Here is a 16385-nt window from a genome sequence, read left to right as displayed (position 1 = left end):
TTTTTTTTATTCTATTTTTATTTCGTGGCGGCCCTCTTCATTTCGGTGCCCCGCCCCCCCCCCCCCCCCCCGCCACCCTTATGAGCGCTCTACTAGCCGCGACGGCCGCACACCGGCCAGGCGCCTCGGCCCTGGCTGCGCAGCACGTTCTCGGCCACGCGAATCTGCTCGTCACGCGACGCCAGGTGCGGCGAACCCGAACCACCGTTGGCACGCCAGGTGCCCAGGGTGAACTGCAGCCCGCCGTAGTAACCGTTACCGGTGTTGATCGCCCAGTTACCGCCGGACTCGCACGCTGCGACCGCGTCCCAGTTCATGCCGTCCGCCGAAGCGGTGGCGGTGCCGAGGACCATCGGAGCAAGGACGGTAGCGCCACCGATGGCGGCGTGCCGAAGGACCGTGCGAGCGTTTTGCGGACGTTGTTCAACAGTTTTCCTTTCGCCGTACGCGCGCCAGATCTCCGTCGACGGACGGATGCGGTCCCGTGGGACAGCTGGGTTTCGGGTCGCGCCGTCTCGGTCGGGCACGACAGCGTTGGCCGGCATCACCGCGGAATCACTTCTCCGGTGATCCACAGAAGGTCGTTGCGACCTGCCCGGCCCCGCTCACACGCAGGGTTCAAATGTGTGGAGTCATATCTGCAGTTGTTTGCTCCCTTGCGGGACCGGGTAGGACGCTACAAAGCCGGAGAAATGAAGTCACATCAGCGACACGCTTATCTCGGTTAGATCACGAGATGGTTACGAGCGAAAGCTATGTGTTGTCTGTGCAGGTCAGGGCGCGGTTTTCCGAGCAGCTATTTTGCTGACACGCCCGTAAATAACGTGACGTTAATCACGTACAAATTGTGGCGCCGGACACAGGTTATTGATAACGCAAGACATCGAACTTTGCGATTTCGGCCGTTCACTCCAACCAAACCCCGCCCCACCTGCCCCAACAGCACCGGTACCGGGTCATCTGTTAGCTGGCGGCCGCCTTCACGACGAGGGCCACGTGACGTCGTTACGCAACGGCCCGGCGTCGAACCGAACAGGCGGACAAGACGGCGCACGATGACCTTCGAATGCCCGAATTGTGTTGTCCCTCAGTAAGTCTTGGAGCACCGGCAGGACGGCTGATTGTCGATGGGACAATCGGCGCGGATCGAATTGTCCATGGATTCCGAATTCGCCCCGGACAACGGTTATCCGGCGATTTGCTGAGCCAGATCGGCCGGTGAGTTGACATTCGCCAGCGCGCGGCTGCTCGGCATCACGATCCGCTGAGTGACGACCGACTCCGCCAGCGCTCGCATGCTCCGCTCGCCCCCGGCGACCAGGGAGTCGATGTGGTCGGCAAGAGCTGTGTTGTAGATGCCGGCCAGATAGTGGTCGCGGCCGTCCCACGGCAGCACGATGTCCACACCCCGGTGTCGGGCGAGCTCGTCGATGATCTCGGTGGACAGGTACGGCATGTCGACGGCGCTGACGAAGGCGCGTTCCACCCCGGCCTCCGCGGCTGCCCGCAGCCCGCGGCCGGTGGCCAGCAGGGGCCCGACGCCCCGGACCTCGTCACGCAATATCTGCCCGTCGAGGGCGGGGAGCGCCTGACCGGGGGCGGCGATCACGAACACCGGCGCACAGCGGGAGCTCAGCGTGGCAACGGTGTACTCCACCATCGTGGCGCCGCCATCGGGGTGCGGCAGGGTGGCCTTGTCCCGGCCCATGCGCCGCGACGCCCCACCAGCCAGTACAACAGCGGCCAGCGGGGCGGGCGTGCTCACGGTTGGAATCTAGTCCACAGTCCAGGTGTCGCGACCACGCAACAGCGACTGCAGTGCATGCCGGTCGTGCGGGGTGGCCTCGCGGGCCATCCGAACCTGGTCGCGGGCGGCGTCGTCGTACGTCGGGCGGTTGACCTGGCGGAACACGCCCATCACGGTGTGCTCGAGGTTCTGGTCGCTGAGGCGCGACAACGCGAACGCGTAGGCCGAGTCGGCGGTGGTGGCGTCGTGCACCACGATGTCGCCGGCCGCCACGTCGGCGGTCTTCGCGACGTCCAGGCCGAAGCCGCTCTTCACCACGCAGTACTCACCGTTGGCGCCGAACACCACCGGCTCGCCCTGGCGGACGTTGATGATCCGCTCCTCGGCGCCTTCCTTACGGAGCAGGTCGAAGGAGCCGTCGTTGAAGATCGGGCAATCCTGCATGATCTCGACCAGTGCGGCACCGCGGTGCTGGGCGGCCGCCTTCAGGACCTCGGACAAGCCCTTACGGTCAGAGTCCAGGGCACGGCCGACGAACGTCGCCTCGGCACCCAGGGCGAGCGACACCGGGTTGAACGGATGATCCAGCGAGCCCATCGGAGTGGACTTGGTGACCTTGCCGACCTCGGAGGTCGGCGAGTACTGCCCCTTGGTCAGACCGTAGATCCGGTTGTTGAACAGCAGGATCGTGATGTTGACGTTGCGGCGCAGCGCATGGATCAGGTGGTTGCCACCGATCGAGAGGGCGTCGCCGTCGCCGGTGACAACCCACACCGACAGGTCCGGGCGGGCCAGCGCCAGGCCCGTCGCGATGGTCGGGGCACGACCGTGGATCGAGTGGAAACCGTAGGTCTCCAGGTAGTACGGGAACCGGCTCGAGCAGCCGATGCCGCTGATGAACGCGATGTTCTCCCGGCGCAGACCCAGGTCCGGCAGGAAGTTGCGGATCGTGTTCAGGATGACGTAGTCACCGCAACCGGGGCACCACCGGACCTCCTGGTCACTGGTGAAGTCCTTGGCCTTCTGCGGCTCGTCGGTGGTCGGCACCCATGCCGTCTTGGACACACTCGGTGCCAGCAGGTCCGAGCCGATCAGGTCAGTCATGCGTTCACTCCTGCGCCAACATCTGTGCCAGTACTCACGGTAGCTGCCGCAAGCCGGGCGAATTTCGCTTTGTCGCTTTCCTTTTCAGCCAACGTCCCGTCGAGTGCGGCATCGATGATGCCCTCCAGCTCGTCGGCCAGGAACGCCATGCCTTCCACCTTGGTCACCGACTGGACATCGACCAGGTAGGTGCCGCGCAGCAGCAGCGCCAACTGGCCGAGGTTCATCTCGGGGACCACCACGTTCTTGTACTGCCGCAACACCTCGCCGAGGTTGGCCGGCAGCGGGTTGAGGTGCCGCAAGTGAGCTTGGGCCACCTTGATGCCGCGGCGCCGGGCCCGGCGACAGGCTTCACCGATCGGTCCGAACGAGCTTCCCCAGCCGAGGATGAGCAGCTCCGCGTCGCCGGTCGGGTCGTCGACCGTGACGTCGGGCACCGTGATGCCGGCGATCTTGGCCTGCCGCAACCGGACCATCAGGTCGTGGTTGGCCGGCTCGTAGGAGATGGCACCGGAGCCGTTGGCCGACTCCAGACCGCCGATGCGGTGCTCGAGCCCGGGCGTGCCGGGAACCGCGAACTGTCGCGCCAGCGTCTCGGGGTCGCGGGCGTACGGCTGGAAGTCCTCGCCGGCCTTCGCGAGGTTGGTCTCGATCGGCTCGAAGGAGTCGATGTCCGGGATACGCCACGGCTCCGAGCCGTTGGCGATCGCGCCGTCGGACAGCAGGATCACCGGCGTCCGGTAGGTCAGCGCGATGCGCGCCGCCTCGATGGCCACCTCGAAGCAGTCCGACGGCGTGCTGGCGGCCAGCACGGCAACCGGCGACTCGCCGTTGCGGCCGAACATCACCTGCAGCAGGTCGGCCTGCTCGGTCTTCGTCGGCAGGCCGGTCGACGGTCCGCCACGCTGCACGTCGATCACCAGAAGCGGCAACTCGGCCATCATGGCCAGGCCGATGGCCTCAGACTTCAGCGAGATGCCGGGGCCCGAGGTGCTGGTCACGCCCAGGGCGCCGCCGTAGGAGGCACCGATCGCGGCACCGACGCCGGCGATCTCGTCCTCGGCCTGAAAGGTCAGGACGTTGAAGTTCTTGTGCTTGGACAGCTCGTGCAGGATGTCCGATGCCGGCGTGATCGGGTAGGTGCCGAGCACCACCTGGATATCGGCGAGCTGACCGGCGGCGATCACGCCGTAGGCCAGGGCCGTATTGCCGGAGATCTGCCGGTATTCGCCCGGGGCGAGCTTGGCCGGGGAGATCTCGTAGGTCGTACCGAACGCCTCGGTGGTCTCGCCGTAGTTCCAGCCGGCCTTCAGCGCCAGCACGTTGGCCTCGGCGACATCGGGCTTGCGGGCGAACTTCTCCCGGATGAAGGTCTCGCTGGTCTCGATCGGCCGGCCGTACATCCACGACAGCAGCCCGAGCGCGAACATGTTCTTCGCGCGCTGGCCGTCCTTCTTGGACGCTCCGATCGCCTCGACGGACCCGAGGGTCAGAGTGGTCATCGCGACGGCCTGAACGACGTAATCGTCGAGTTCGCCGCTCTCCAGCGGGTTGTTCTCGTAGCCGACCTTGGCCAGGTTGCGCTTGGTGAATTCGTCGGAGTTCGCGATCACCAGACCACCGCGCGGCAGATCGCCGATGTTGGCCTTGAGCGCGGCGGGGTTCATCGCGACCAGCACGTCGGGACGGTCACCGGCGGTGAGGATGTCGTAGTCGGCGATCTGGATCTGGAACGACGAGACGCCGGGCAGCGTGCCCTGTGGCGCGCGGATCTCGGCGGGGTAATTCGGTTGAGTCGCAAGGTCGTTGCCGAACAGCGCGGCTTCGGAGGTGAACCGGTCACCGGTGAGCTGCATTCCGTCTCCGGAGTCACCGGCGAACCGGATGACGACCTTTTCCAGCTTCTGCCGGTTGCCCGCAGCCCCGTTGCCGTTCGGACCCACGTCCCCGCCTTTCGTCCTGTCCGCCGGGTGTCGAGACTGCGTCGCTATCGGGTGGACGCGCCGACGGAATCGACAGCCCAGGAGTTGCTGTCACTCGCAGTACCGATTATTGCACTTTCTTAGGCATGGCTGACCGCGCCTCGTTCGGGACACGCCGTGCGGCCTGCGTCGAAGGCACAGCTCACAGACATGATCGACGGCGGAGTGAGACAAAAGTGTGTCGTTCGTCACTTCGAGAGAACGTCGTTCTCTAAGAGAAGGTGCTACTCGCCGGTAGCTCTCAATTGCGGCGCGCCCCGAGGCGTTTCTCGAGTTCCCCCGCCACGAGTTCACTCGCGGCGGTGGCAGCGGCACGCGGGTCCGCCCCGGCTGCGCGATTTGCCACGTAACAGGTGGTGAACATGTCACCGGCGCCGGTGGTCTGCACACCGTCGACCCGCCAGGCGGCCGGCACCCGAACTCTCGTGTCACCGGTATAGATGTCACAGCCCTCGGAACCGTAGGTCACCAGGATCTCGGGCACCCCGAGGCGGGCGGCGGTGGACTCGTCGAAGGGGCCGTCGGCGACGATGACGGCCTCGTCTTCCGCCAGCTTCAGGATGCTGAGGTGATCCAGCAGCTCGGGCGGGTAGTGGCGGTCCACCACCAGCGGCCCGAGCCGATCGGCCCGGACCAGACCCTGGCCGTCGTAGGCGACCCGATGTCCGCGCTGGGCCAGCAGCGCCAGCGTCTCGGCGGGAAAGTCGGTCCGCAGCAGCGGAGCGAGGTGCACCCACGTCGTATCGGGGTTCGCCGACTCCACCTCGGCCGCAGTCCACACCGGGCCGATGGCCTCCACTGACATCCGGCGGTGATCGACGTCGGAATAGTCCAGCCGGAACGCGCTCGTGCAGTCGGCGGGGAGGATCCGGATCAGCGACCCGAACCGGTCGAGCAGCGGCTCGTACAGCGAGTGGTCCTCGTCGGCGGCCAGAGCCACAATTCCGCCGGGACCGCCCGCGGCTGCCATGGCGACACCGGAGAACGACGCGCACCCGCCGGGTGTCTTCGGGCCGCCGTTGATCACGTCGACGGCCAAATTGCCCAGCACGGTCACGCCGGCGGCGGGCTCAGCGCGATGTCGTGACACGGGTCGGTCTCCTTGTGTGCTTCGTGAGTTGGGCGCCATCCATCGTCGCCGTCGGCGCGGAATGCTAGTCGCGATTTCTTCGAATCGACGACTCGCCGAGTTCAGGCGGGCAGGTTGTAGGGGGTGATCACCTGGATCGGGACGGGGCGCGCGGGCTCGCTGGGCAACGCGCGGTGCTGCTGCAGGATCAGCCGCATCGCGAGCCGGGCGTCGGCGCGCAGGTCGTTGTGCAGCACCGCCGAGATCCGGCCCTCCCGCAGCAGCCGCCGGTTGTCGGCGTCGAGGTCATGAGCAATAAAAACTCGGCACGCACGTCCTGATTGTTCGAACGCCGCGACCGTCGCCGTGTTGCCACCGCCGACGGAGTAGACGGCGGCGACGTCGGGGTGGCGCTCGAGCGCATCGACCACCAGGCGTTCGACGGTGGCATCGATTCCGTCGCTGTCACCCACCTCGACGATGCCGCGGCCGGATTTGCGTAACGCCGTGCGGAACCCGACTTCACGTTCGGCCTCACCTCGAAACACTGTGCGGCTCAACGTGATCAGTACGTCCGCCGGCGTATCACCGAGCCACTGGTCCATCAGATAGGCCGCGGTGGTACCGGCTCCGTGGTTGTCGATGCCGACGTACGCGCAGCGCGCACTGGCCGGAATGTCGGTTGTGTAGGTCACCACCGGGACGCCGGTGGCCACCAGACGGTCGACGGCCTCGGCCACTTCCGGTTCGTCCTGCGCCTTGAGCACGATCCCGTGGCTGCCCTTGATCCGGGCGAGCGTGTCCACCATCTGATCTGTCGACCCGGACTCCCACAGATGAAACCGCGCGCGCAGCATCGCCGGAGCGAATGCGGGCAGTTCGGCTTCGACCGCGGCACGGAAGGCGTCGGAGAACCGCTGCGGTGTCTGCATGACCACGTCGAGCAGGAAGCGACGTCCGTTGAGCCGCAATTGAGATCGCTGTTTCTCCAGATCCTCGATTGCGTGCAGCACCTCGGCGCGAGTGGCCGCCCGCACACCGGGACGGTCGTTGAGCACCCGGTCGACGGTGGCCTCGGACAGTCCGGATTGCTGGGCGATCTCGCGGACTTTGAAGCGGTGCGCCATGTTTCGCACCCTATCGTTCTGATGGGTTTTTGATGGATTTCTGGTGTTGATTGCGGCCCGGGTCACAGCAAGACTTTCGGCATGGCCGATGTACGCGCACGGGTTCAACCCTGGTTGACGGCGCAGGCTTATCACCTCGACGAGTTGAAAGCACTGATCGAGCGCGAGACCGATCTCTCGGCGTACCCGCACGCCGCCGAGGTTCGGCAGAACGTCCTCGTCTACTCCGCCGCGGAGATGACGCGCGCCGACCGGCGGGCGTTGCAGGCCGAACTCATCACCGCGCTGGCCGAGGGTCCCGGCGTCGTTGTGTTCACCGGCGCCTTTCCCGCCACGGTCGTCGACGCCGCCAGCGCGGCGTTCGCGGCACTGATCGCCGATCAGCGGCGGGCCGGCGGTGCGGCCGGGGACCACTTCGGCGCCGCGGGCGCCAACGACCGGGTGTGGAACGCCGCCCAGAAGCTGGCGCTGCACTCCCCCGACGCGTACGCCGACTACTACGCCAACGACTTGCTGGCCCTGATCTGCCAAGCCTGGCTCGGGCCGCGATACCAGCTGACCTCTCAGGTCAACGTCGTGAATCCCGGTGGTGCGGCACAGGTTCCGCACCGCGACTACCACCTCGGATTCGTCGCGCCCGGTCAGCTCACCGAGTACCCCGCGCACGTGCACCGGCTGTCGCCGACGCTGACGCTGCAGGGAGCGGTCGCCCACACCGACATGCCACTGGAGAGCGGGCCGACCATGCTGCTGCCGTACTCGCAGCTGTTCGAGGGCGGTTATGTGGCTTTCAATTCACCGGAGTTCATCGACTACTTCGCCACGCATCATGTGCAGATCCCGCTGAGCAAGGGTGATGCGGTGTTCTTCAATCCGGCGCTCTATCACGGGGCCGGCGCCAACACCTCCGCCTCGGTCCGGCGGATGGCAAACCTGCTGCAGATCTCGTCGCCGTTCGGCCGGGCGATGGAAGCACTGGACCGCGCCGCGATGGTGCGGGCGGTGTACCCGGCGCTACGCGCCATGAAGGCCGCGGGCCGACCGGCGGCGGAGCTGCTCAACGCCGTGGTGGCCACAGCGGAGGGTTACCCCTTCCCGACCAACCTGGACCGCGACCAGCCGATCGGAAGTCTCGCGCCGCCAAGCCAAGTCGACATCGTGCTCGCCGCGCTGGCCGACGATCTGCACCTCGAAGCCCTCGATGTCGCGTTGTGCGACCAGAACGAACGGAGAATGCCATGACCACCCTCGGCGTGATCGGCCTCGGCCGGATCGGGGCCTTCCACACCGACACACTGAGTCAACTCGACGGGGTCGACGGACTGGTCGTCACCGACGAGCGTCCCGACGTCGTCGCCCAGGTGGCGACGAAGTACGGTGTGCGGTCCGTTGATTCGGTCGACGCACTGCTGTCGGCGGGTATCGACGGTGTCGTGGTGGCCGCCGCCACCCCGGCGCACGCCGAGCTGACACTGGCGGCCGTCGAGCGCGGACTGCCGACGTTCTGCGAGAAACCGGTGGCCTCCACCGCAGCCGAAAGCGCCAGGCTCGCCGAGGCGCTCGTGCGAGCCGGGGTGCCGGTGCAGATCGGCTACCAGCGCCGGTTCGATGCCGCATTCGCGGCCGCCAAGGCGGCGGTGGACCGGGGTGCGCTGGGGACGCTGCACACCGTCCGCAGCACCACGATGGATCCGGCTCCCCCGCCGATGGAGTACATCGCCGGTTCCGGCGGCATCTTCCGCGATTGCGCGGTCCACGATTTCGACACCGTCCGCTGGATCACCGGCCAGGAAGCCATCGAGGTGTACGCCACCGGCACCGCCCAAGGCGATCCGTTGTTCGCCGAATACGGCGACGTCGACACCGCGGCGGTCGTGGTCCGATTCGACGGAGGCGCGCTCGGCGTCATCTCCAACGCGCGCTACAACGGCCGCGGCTACGACTGCCGGCTGGAGGTGCACGGATTCAACGACACCGTCGTCGCCGGCTGGGACCAGGGTGTACCGGTACGGAATGCCGATCCCCACAACGACTTTCCGACATGTCAGCCCCACCACTTCTTCATGGACCGCTTCACCGAGGCGTTCCGCACCGAACTGAGTGGCTTCGTCGACGTCGTCAAGGGCGGCCCGGTGCTCGGTGCCACCGTGGCCGACGCCGTCGAGGTCGCCTGGATCGCCGAAGCCGCCACCGAATCGCTGCGCCGCGGCGCACCGGTCCGCATCGAGGAGGTACGCCAGTGAAGATCGCCGGAGCCCCCATCTCCTGGGGTGTGTGCGAAGTGCCCGGGTGGGGTCATCAACTCGATCCCGAGCGGGTGCTGTCCGAGATGGGACGCGCCGGACTGGCGGCCACCGAGCTCGGCCCGGAAGGTTTCCTGCCCACCGACCCCGGTGAGCTGACCGCACTGCTGGGCCGCCACGGCCTGAGCTGTGTCGGCAGCTTCGCACCGGTGGTGTTGCACGACGCCGACCACGACCCGGTTCCCGATGTCACCGGGGTGCTGGAATCCATTGTGGCGTGCGGTGCTTCGATGCTGGTGCTGGCCGCAGCGACCGGCACCGACGGGTATGACTCCCGGCCTGATCTCAATGACGACCAGTGGTCGACACTGCTGGCCAACCTCGACCGGCTGGCGGCGGCCGCAGCCGAGCGCGGTGTCACCGCCGTGCTGCACCCGCACGTCGGCACGATGGTCGAGAAGGGCGACGAGGTGGCCCGGGTGCTGGCCGGGTCATCGATCTCGCTGTGCCTGGACACCGGGCACCTGTTGATCGGTGGCACCGACCCGCTGAAGCTGGCCCGCACGGTACCGGGGCGCATTGCGCACACCCACCTGAAGGACGTCGATGCGGCCCTGGCCGCACGGGTGCAGTCCGGCGAACTGACCTACACCGACGCGGTGTCCCGCGGCATGTACACGCCGTTGGGCACCGGTGACGTGGACATCGCGGGCATCGTTGCGGCGCTGCGGAACAACGGCTTCGACGGCTGGTTCGTCCTCGAGCAGGACACCATCCTGGACGGCGAGCCGGTTGGCCAGGGTCCGTTGGGGGACGTGCTGACCAGCGTCGCCTATCTGCAGGAGGTCGCGGGCGGCGTGCCGGCGTGAGCCTGCGCATCGGCGTGCTCGGCGCATCCCGCATCGCCGAGAACGCGATCGTCGGGCCTGCCCGGGATCTCGGCCACCGGCTCGTGGTGGTGGCCGCCCGAGATCCGCAGCGCGCCCGCCGGTTCGCCGACACGTACGGGGTGGAGCGCACCGCAGACAGCTATGCCGACGTGGTCGAAGACACCGAGGTCGACGTGGTCTACAACCCGTTGGCCAACGCCTTGCACGCCCCATGGAACCTGGCGGCGATCAGGGCAGGCAAGCCGGTGTTGACCGAGAAGCCGTTCGCGCGCAACCACATCGAAGCACAGCAGGTCGCCGAGGTCGCCGTAGACGCCGGGGTGAGCATGCTGGAGGGCTTTCACTACCTGTTCCATCCGGTGACCCAGCGGATGTTCGAACTGGCGACCGGTGGCGAGCTCGGTGAGGTCCGGCACGTCGAGGTCCGGATGGCGATGCCGGCGCCCGAACCGGACGATCCGCGCTGGTCGTTGGATCTGGCCGGCGGGGCGCTGATGGACCTCGGCTGCTACGGCCTGCACATCATGCGCCAGCTCGGCGGCCGCGGGCTGGGCCGGCCGGCGATCACCGCCGCCCACGCCTCGCAACGCAGCCCCGGTGTCGACGAGTGGTGCGACGTCGAGCTGCGGTTCCCGTCCGGGGCCACCGGCTGCAGCGCCAATACCATGATCTCCGACTCGTTTTCGTTCACCTTGAAGGTGGTCGGCACCAAGGGTGATGCGCTGGCCCACGACTTCATCAAGCCGCACGTCGACGATCGCATCACCGTCCGCACGCCGGGCGGAACGCGGGTGGAGCACCTGGGCACCCGCGCGTCGTACACCTATCAACTCGAGGCGTTCGCCGCCCACGTTCAAGATCGTGTCCCGCTGCCGATCGGTATCGAGGACGCTGTGCAGAATATGCATTACGTGGACGCCGCCTACCGCGCAGCGGGTATGTCGCCACGCTGAACAGGGTCTGCGCCGGGCCGCCATCGGGCACGATGGCAGGTATGCCGCAACGCTTCCCTGACGGTCACTGGGGCCGAGAAGACATCTCGCCGCTGTTCAAGCCGGTGTTCGCGTTTGCCTCGACGGCGGTGGGTTCGCGTGTCATCAGAGCACTCGTGCCCCTCGACCGTCGCGTGCTGCGGGCCACCAAGGGCAAATACACCTTGTTCGGGCCCACCTCGATGCCCGAACTGCTGTTGACCACGACGGGCCGCAAGTCCGGCCAGCCGCGGTTGTCGGCGCTGAGTTACCTGCGCGATGGCGAGCGTCTGCTGGTCCTCGGCAGCAACTTCGGCCAGCAGCATCACCCGGCCTGGAGCCTGAACCTGCTGGCCAACCCGGAGGCCGTCGCCGCGATCAACGGCATCGAGATCCCGGTGACGGCCACGTTGGTGACCGGGCCCGAGAGGGACGCCGGCCTCGCGCGGTTCCTGGCTTACCCGATGTATCAGGCCTACCGGACCCGCACCGACCGGGAGCTGCGACTGTTCGCGCTGACGCCGCGGTAGGTCAGCGGCCCAGCTCGTGGCTCAGCGCCTCCAGCTCGTCGCCACCGGCCATCTGCTGGGTCAGGTGCTCCAGGGTGATCTCGTCGTACGTGCAGTCGAGCTTCTGGCGGCCACGGTTGAGCAGCACGAAGTGATCCCCGACCATGTGCGCGTGGTGCGGGTTGTGCGTGATGAACACGACGCCGAAGCCGGCCTCTTTGGCCGCGGTGATGTATTTGAGCACCACGCCGGATTGCTTGACGCCGAGCGCGGCGGTCGGCTCGTCGAGGATCAGCACCCGGGCGCCGAAGAACACCGCCCTGGCGATCGCCACGCACTGGCGCTGACCGCCGGACAGCGAGCCGATCGGCACGTCGACGTCGGGCAACTCGATACCCATCTTCGCCAACTCGGTCAACGTGGTCGCCCGCATTGCATTGGAATCCAACGACCAGGGAAAGCTCTTCTTGCGAATCTCCTGACCCAGGAAGAAGTTTCGCCACACCGGCATCAGCGGAACGACGGCGAGGTTCTGGTACACCGTGGCGATGCCCTTGCCCAGCGCATCGGCGGGCGAGGTGAACCGCGTGGGTTCGCCGTCGACCAGCAGTTCGCCTTCGGTCTGCTGGTGCAGTCCCGCGATGATCTTGATCAGCGTGGACTTGCCCGCGCCGTTGTCGCCGAGGATGCCGGTCACCTGACCGGCGTGCACCCGCAGCGAGATGTCTTTGAGTGCAGTGATGTTGCCATAGGTCTTGCAGACGTCCTTGAGTTCGACGAGGGGCACTTTGCCGCCGGACGGGGCTTCTTCGGTGGGTCTATCCATGGTCGCAGTCACTTCTTTCACCTCTTGGCGGCGTAATTACGGAAGGCGTTGTTGGCGATCACCGCGAACAGCAGCATGGCGCCGAGGAAGAACTTGAACCAATCGGGGTTCCAGCCCGCGTAGACGATGCCCTGATTCGTCATGCCGAAGATGAACGCACCGATCGCCGCTCCGACCGCGGTGCCGTAGCCGCCGGTCAGCAGACAACCACCGATCACCGCTGCGATGATGTAGAAGAACTCGTTGCCGATGCCCTGCCCGGACTGCACAGTGTTGAATGCGAACAGCAGGTGCATGGCGACGAACCAGGCGCAGAATCCGACGAACATGAACATCCCGATCTTGACCTTGGTCACCGGAACACCAACCGCGCGAGCGCTTTCGGCGTCGCCGCCGACCGCGAAGATCCAGTTGCCGATCTTGGTCTTGAACAACACCCAGGTGGCCACCGCGGTGAACACCAGCCACCACACCACTGTGATGCGAATGCTCACGCCGAACAGCGTGAACGATGAGGCGAACACCTTCTGCGCCGAGTCCCAGCCCTGCATATCGTTGACGCTCTGCGTGGCCACCTGTCCGGCAAGGAGTTTGGTGACGGCGAGGTTGATACCGGCGAGCATGAAGAAGGTGCTCAGTGTGATGAGGAAGGACGGGATCTTGGTCTTCATCACCAGGAAGCCGTTCAAGAACCCGACGCCCAGCGCCAAGATCAACGCCAAGCCGGCGCCCGCCCACAGGTTGAGGTGCAGGTTGTAGGACAGCATCGACGCGGCCAGCGAGCTGAACGTCACCGCGACGCCCGTCGACAGGTCGAACTCGCCGCCGATCATCAGCACGGCGACACCGCACGCCATGATCCCGATGGTCGAGCTCGCGTACAGCACGGTGGCCAGCGACGAGGCCTGCCGGAACGGATCGGCCACAATGAGGAAGAAGACGAAGATCCCGATGGCGCCGATACCCGCACCCATCTCGGGCCGAATCAGTAGGCGCTGCAGCCGATTGCGCTCCTTGACCCGCTCGTCGTGAACGACCTTGTGCGCCGGCGTGACGTCAGACTGAGTACTCATCAGCGCGTTCCGTTCTTGGCGTATTCGGCGACTGCGTCGATGTTCGACTTGTCGATGAACGACGGACCGGTCAGCGTCGGTTGGTTTCCGCCGATCACGTTGCCGTTGCTGAGATAGAGCCACAGCGAATCGACCGCGAGGTATCCCTGCAGGAACGGCTGCTGGTCAACGGCCCATTGCACGCTTCCGTTCTTGATGGCGTCGACGAGTGCGGCGTTGGTGTCGAAGGTGGCGACCTTGGCCTTGCTGCCCGCATTCGTCACCGATTGGACGGCGGTCAGCGCGAAGGGCGCGCCGAGCGTCAGAATCGTGTCGATCCCCGCATCCTGTTGGAGCTTGGCCGTGATCGTTGATTCCACCGACGGCATGTCTTTGCCGTTGACGTTGAGAACTTCCGTGGCCGGGAACGTGTTTTTCACGCCGGCACAACGGGCCTCGAGGTCGACGTGACCTTGTTCCTGGATGACGCAGACGACCTTCTTGGCACCGTCTGACTGCAGGCGCTTACCGGCTTCCTGACCGGCGATGTATCCGTCCTGGCCGAAGTACTCCTTGACACCCATCGCCTGCCAGGCGTCCAAGCCGGCGTTGAACGCGACCACGGGGATGCCCTTGGAGCCGGCGTTTTGCACGGCAGCCTTCATCGCGTCAGGCTTGGCCAGCGTCACAGCAATACCCTTGACGCCGCTGTCGATCGCGCTCTGGACGAGGTTCGCCTGGTTCGGCGCTTCGGGATCGCTGGAGTAGCGAAGCTCGATGTTGTCCTTCTTGGCGGCGGTCTCGGCGCCCTTGCGGACCAGATCCCAGAACGAATCGCCGGGCGCCTCGTGCGTGATCATCGCGATGGTCATGCGCGGCGTGTCCACGGTGCCGCCGCCGGAACCGCCGCCGGTGTCCCGCGGTTTGCCACCGGTGGCAGAGCAGGCGGCCAGCCCGATCACGAGCGCGCTCACCCCTGCCACGGCCGCTAGCCGATTGAACTTCATGCCGACTCCTTGTCTCCATCGCGCACGTCACGCCCTTGCCTCGATGTAATACGGCTCACAGCGGAAAGTCAATACTTTGTTAGGACATTCGGACTGCAGGTCAAATGTTAGGGTGCCGAGGTGAGCGACTTTGACCTGGCGGTATGCGCCGAGATGGTGTTTTCCGACCTGCCGATCGTCGATCGGGTGCGACGCATCCACGAGCTCGGCTTCGCGGTGGAGATCTGGAGTTGGCACGACAAGGACCTGACAGCGCTCGCCGCAACCGGTGCCCGCTTCTCGTCGATGACCGGGTACCTGCACGGCGACCTGATCGACCCGGCCAGCGCCGACGAGGTAGTGCAGACTGCAGAGCTAAGCATCAAAGCCGCTGAGACGCTGGGCGTGCCGCGGCTGAACCTGCACACCGCAGAACTCGTCGACGGCCGGGCCGCCCGGCCGCGGTGGCGGACGACCGGGCAGATGTGGCTGACCGCGCAGCGCACCCTGGAGCGGATCGGCGACCTCGGCGCCGCTGCTGGCGTGACGTTCTGCGTGGAGAACCTGAACACTATCGTCGACCACCCCGGTGTCCCCTTGGCTCGCGCCAAGGACACGCTCGCACTCGTCGAGGGCGTCAACCACCCGAACGTCAAGATGATGCTCGACCTCTACCACGCCCAGATCGGCGAGGGGAATCTCGTGGAACTGGTCCGCCGGTGCGGCCTCGCGATCGGTGAGATTCAGGTGGCCGACGTACCGGGCCGATGCGAGCCGGGGACCGGCGAGATCCACTACCCCGCGATCGCAACAGCGCTGCGCGACATGGGTTATCGCGGCCCGATCGGCCTGGAGGCATGGGCGGCCGGCGACAGTGACGAGGCGCTGGCGGCGTTCCGCGCCGCGTTCTCCTGACCTCGCGAGCAGCGCGAGCAGACACAAACTCCCCCGACACGCCGAGCGTTCAGGTGAGTTTGTGTCTGCTCGCGAGGGAAGTCAGCGATCGACGAGCGTGGTGTCGAAGTAGTACCGGGCAGCGCGATAGCAATGTGTACCGAATTCGACGGCGCGACCGGAATCGTCGAACGCCGTGCGGTCCATGGTCAGCAGCGGCGCACCCGGCTTCTCGTCGAGCAATCGGGCTTCACTTCGGCTGGCGGCCTTCGCGCCGATGCGCTGGCTGGCCAACCGGATGTGCACCCCGCGGCCGCGCAGCGACTGGTACAGGCCGCTGCGTTCGAGTTCCCCGGCATCCGGGGCGATCTCGACCGGGAGGTAGTTGGTCATCAGGGCCAGGGGTTCGCCGTTGGCACAGCGGAGTCGCTTGATACAGGCGACCTCGCGGCCCTCGGCGAGGCTCAGTTCGCGCGCGACGTCCTCGTCCGGCGGGCCGACGCGGTACTCCAGCAGTTGGGTGGTGGGTTCCTGTCCCGCCCGGGACAGGTCGTCGAACAAGCTCGTGAGTTCGACGCGGCGGTGCACCGGATTCTGGACGACCTGGGTTCCGACGCCGCGCTTGCGAACCAGAAGGCCCTTGTCGACGAGTTCCTGGATGGCCCGGCGCGTGGTGGGCCGCGAAAGCGTCAACCGCTTGGCCAATGCGAGTTCGTTTTCGAACCGGTCGCCCGGCGCGAGTTCGCCACTACGTATGGCTGCCTCGATTGCCTGGGACAGCTGGTAGTACAGGGGAACGGGGCTTGACCTGTCAAGTTCAACCGCCAACGGCACATCGACTCCGATCTCGAACTCGAAAACCCAACAGTAGCTGCAGTCTAACATCGATTGACCAAAAGATAGAATGTCAGGACAAAGTATTGACATAGCGCTGTGACGCGGGGCACCCTCGTACACAAGTCCCCAACGAGCCCTGAAGAGAGCT

16 protein-coding genes are annotated in these 16385 nt (G+C 66.3%); 6 read left to right on the top strand and 10 right to left on the bottom strand.

The window, feature by feature from the left end:
* Nucleotides 1–92: 92 nt before the first annotated feature.
* The 6 genes from BST42_RS29085 to BST42_RS15960 form a co-directional block, all read right to left on the bottom strand.
* Nucleotides 93–380, bottom strand: coding sequence for a transglycosylase family protein (locus BST42_RS29085; protein ID WP_435406041.1), 288 nt, complete (start codon nt 378–380; stop codon nt 93–95).
* A gap of 806 nt (nt 381–1186) precedes the next feature.
* Nucleotides 1187–1765 (bottom strand): molybdenum cofactor guanylyltransferase, encoded by a 579-nt coding sequence (mobA, locus tag BST42_RS15980; RefSeq protein ID WP_083120267.1) that lies wholly within the window; start codon nt 1763–1765, stop codon nt 1187–1189.
* A 9-nt stretch (nt 1766–1774) separates the two neighbouring features.
* Entirely contained in the window at nt 1775–2851 is a 1077-nt protein-coding gene (locus BST42_RS15975) for a 2-oxoacid:ferredoxin oxidoreductase subunit beta (protein WP_036344386.1), read from the bottom strand.
* Nucleotides 2848–4794 carry a 2-oxoacid:acceptor oxidoreductase subunit alpha gene (locus BST42_RS15970; RefSeq protein ID WP_083120266.1) on the bottom strand — a complete coding sequence of 649 codons (1947 nt, stop codon included), beginning with the start codon at nt 4792–4794 and terminating at the stop codon, nt 2848–2850. The genes BST42_RS15975 and BST42_RS15970 overlap by 4 nt, the downstream gene beginning before the upstream one ends.
* Before the next feature lie 280 nt (nt 4795–5074).
* Nucleotides 5075–5890 carry a PfkB family carbohydrate kinase gene (locus BST42_RS15965; protein WP_083120265.1) on the bottom strand — a complete coding sequence of 272 codons (816 nt, stop codon included), beginning with the start codon at nt 5888–5890 and terminating at the stop codon, nt 5075–5077.
* A gap of 134 nt (nt 5891–6024) precedes the next feature.
* Entirely contained in the window at nt 6025–7029 is a 1005-nt protein-coding gene (locus tag BST42_RS15960; RefSeq protein ID WP_083120264.1) for a LacI family DNA-binding transcriptional regulator, read from the bottom strand.
* Between the two features lie 81 nt (nt 7030–7110).
* On the opposite strand from BST42_RS15960, the gene BST42_RS15955 reads away from it, so the two are divergent.
* From BST42_RS15955 to BST42_RS15935, 5 genes are read left to right on the top strand one after another with little or no spacing between them, the layout of a single operon-like run.
* Nucleotides 7111–8271, top strand: coding sequence for a phytanoyl-CoA dioxygenase family protein (locus BST42_RS15955; RefSeq protein WP_083120263.1), 1161 nt, complete (start codon nt 7111–7113; stop codon nt 8269–8271).
* Entirely contained in the window at nt 8268–9272 is a 1005-nt protein-coding gene (locus tag BST42_RS15950; protein ID WP_083120262.1) for a Gfo/Idh/MocA family protein, read from the top strand. The genes BST42_RS15955 and BST42_RS15950 overlap by 4 nt, the downstream gene beginning before the upstream one ends.
* Entirely contained in the window at nt 9269–10141 is an 873-nt protein-coding gene (locus tag BST42_RS15945) for a sugar phosphate isomerase/epimerase family protein (protein ID WP_083120261.1), read from the top strand. Before BST42_RS15950 ends, BST42_RS15945 begins: the two co-directional genes overlap by 4 nt.
* A complete protein-coding gene (locus BST42_RS15940) occupies nt 10138–11115 on the top strand; it encodes a Gfo/Idh/MocA family protein (protein ID WP_083120260.1) in 978 nt (325 codons plus the stop codon). Before BST42_RS15945 ends, BST42_RS15940 begins: the two co-directional genes overlap by 4 nt.
* Nucleotides 11116–11156: 41 nt before the next feature.
* The gene (locus tag BST42_RS15935) at nt 11157–11663 is read left to right on the top strand and encodes a nitroreductase family deazaflavin-dependent oxidoreductase (RefSeq protein WP_207569513.1); all 507 of its coding nucleotides are present in this window, start codon (nt 11157–11159) and stop codon (nt 11661–11663) included.
* Between the two features lies 1 nt (nt 11664).
* Here the strand turns inward: BST42_RS15935 and BST42_RS15930 are convergent, their stop codons facing one another.
* Genes BST42_RS15930 through BST42_RS15920 form a run of 3 tightly spaced genes read right to left on the bottom strand, consistent with a single transcriptional unit; the run spans nt 11665 to nt 14527 of the window.
* Nucleotides 11665–12468, bottom strand: coding sequence for an ATP-binding cassette domain-containing protein (locus tag BST42_RS15930; RefSeq protein WP_276010151.1), 804 nt, complete (start codon nt 12466–12468; stop codon nt 11665–11667).
* Nucleotides 12469–12485: 17 nt separating this feature from the next.
* Nucleotides 12486–13541 carry an ABC transporter permease gene (locus BST42_RS15925; RefSeq protein WP_083120258.1) on the bottom strand — a complete coding sequence of 352 codons (1056 nt, stop codon included), beginning with the start codon at nt 13539–13541 and terminating at the stop codon, nt 12486–12488.
* Nucleotides 13541–14527, bottom strand: coding sequence for a substrate-binding domain-containing protein (locus BST42_RS15920; protein ID WP_083120257.1), 987 nt, complete (start codon nt 14525–14527; stop codon nt 13541–13543). The genes BST42_RS15925 and BST42_RS15920 overlap by 1 nt, the downstream gene beginning before the upstream one ends.
* 120 nt (nt 14528–14647) lie before the next feature.
* Between BST42_RS15920 and BST42_RS15915 the strand changes: the two genes are divergently transcribed.
* The gene (locus tag BST42_RS15915; RefSeq protein ID WP_207569512.1) at nt 14648–15421 is read left to right on the top strand and encodes a TIM barrel protein; all 774 of its coding nucleotides are present in this window, start codon (nt 14648–14650) and stop codon (nt 15419–15421) included.
* 81 nt (nt 15422–15502) lie between these two features.
* Here the strand turns inward: BST42_RS15915 and BST42_RS15910 are convergent, their stop codons facing one another.
* Nucleotides 15503–16285, bottom strand: coding sequence for a GntR family transcriptional regulator (locus BST42_RS15910; protein ID WP_272818745.1), 783 nt, complete (start codon nt 16283–16285; stop codon nt 15503–15505).
* Nucleotides 16286–16385: the final 100 nt, after the last annotated feature.

This window comes from Mycolicibacterium rhodesiae (assembly GCF_002086695.1).
Taxonomy (GTDB): domain Bacteria; phylum Actinomycetota; class Actinomycetes; order Mycobacteriales; family Mycobacteriaceae; genus Mycobacterium; species Mycobacterium rhodesiae.
This window is presented reverse-complemented; position numbering and strand designations above follow the sequence as displayed.

Bases quoted from the DNA above. Each gene is read 5' to 3' on its own strand.
- BST42_RS15925 (WP_083120258.1), bottom strand. From the start codon at position 13,541: ATGAGTACTCAGTCTGACGTCACGCCGGCGCACAAGGTCGTTCACGAC.
- BST42_RS15950 (WP_083120262.1), top strand. From the start codon at position 8,268: ATGACCACCCTCGGCGTGATCGGCCTCGGCCGGATCGGGGCCTTCCAC.
- BST42_RS15975 (WP_036344386.1), bottom strand. From the start codon at position 2,851: ATGACTGACCTGATCGGCTCGGACCTGCTGGCACCGAGTGTGTCCAAG.
- BST42_RS15930 (WP_276010151.1), bottom strand. From the start codon at position 12,468: ATGGATAGACCCACCGAAGAAGCCCCGTCCGGCGGCAAAGTGCCCCTC.
- BST42_RS15960 (WP_083120264.1), bottom strand. From the start codon at position 7,029: ATGGCGCACCGCTTCAAAGTCCGCGAGATCGCCCAGCAATCCGGACTG.
- BST42_RS15920 (WP_083120257.1), bottom strand. From the start codon at position 14,527: ATGAAGTTCAATCGGCTAGCGGCCGTGGCAGGGGTGAGCGCGCTCGTG.
- BST42_RS15955 (WP_083120263.1), top strand. From the start codon at position 7,111: ATGGCCGATGTACGCGCACGGGTTCAACCCTGGTTGACGGCGCAGGCT.
- BST42_RS15935 (WP_207569513.1), top strand. From the start codon at position 11,157: ATGCCGCAACGCTTCCCTGACGGTCACTGGGGCCGAGAAGACATCTCG.
- BST42_RS15910 (WP_272818745.1), bottom strand. From the start codon at position 16,285: ATGTTAGACTGCAGCTACTGTTGGGTTTTCGAGTTCGAGATCGGAGTC.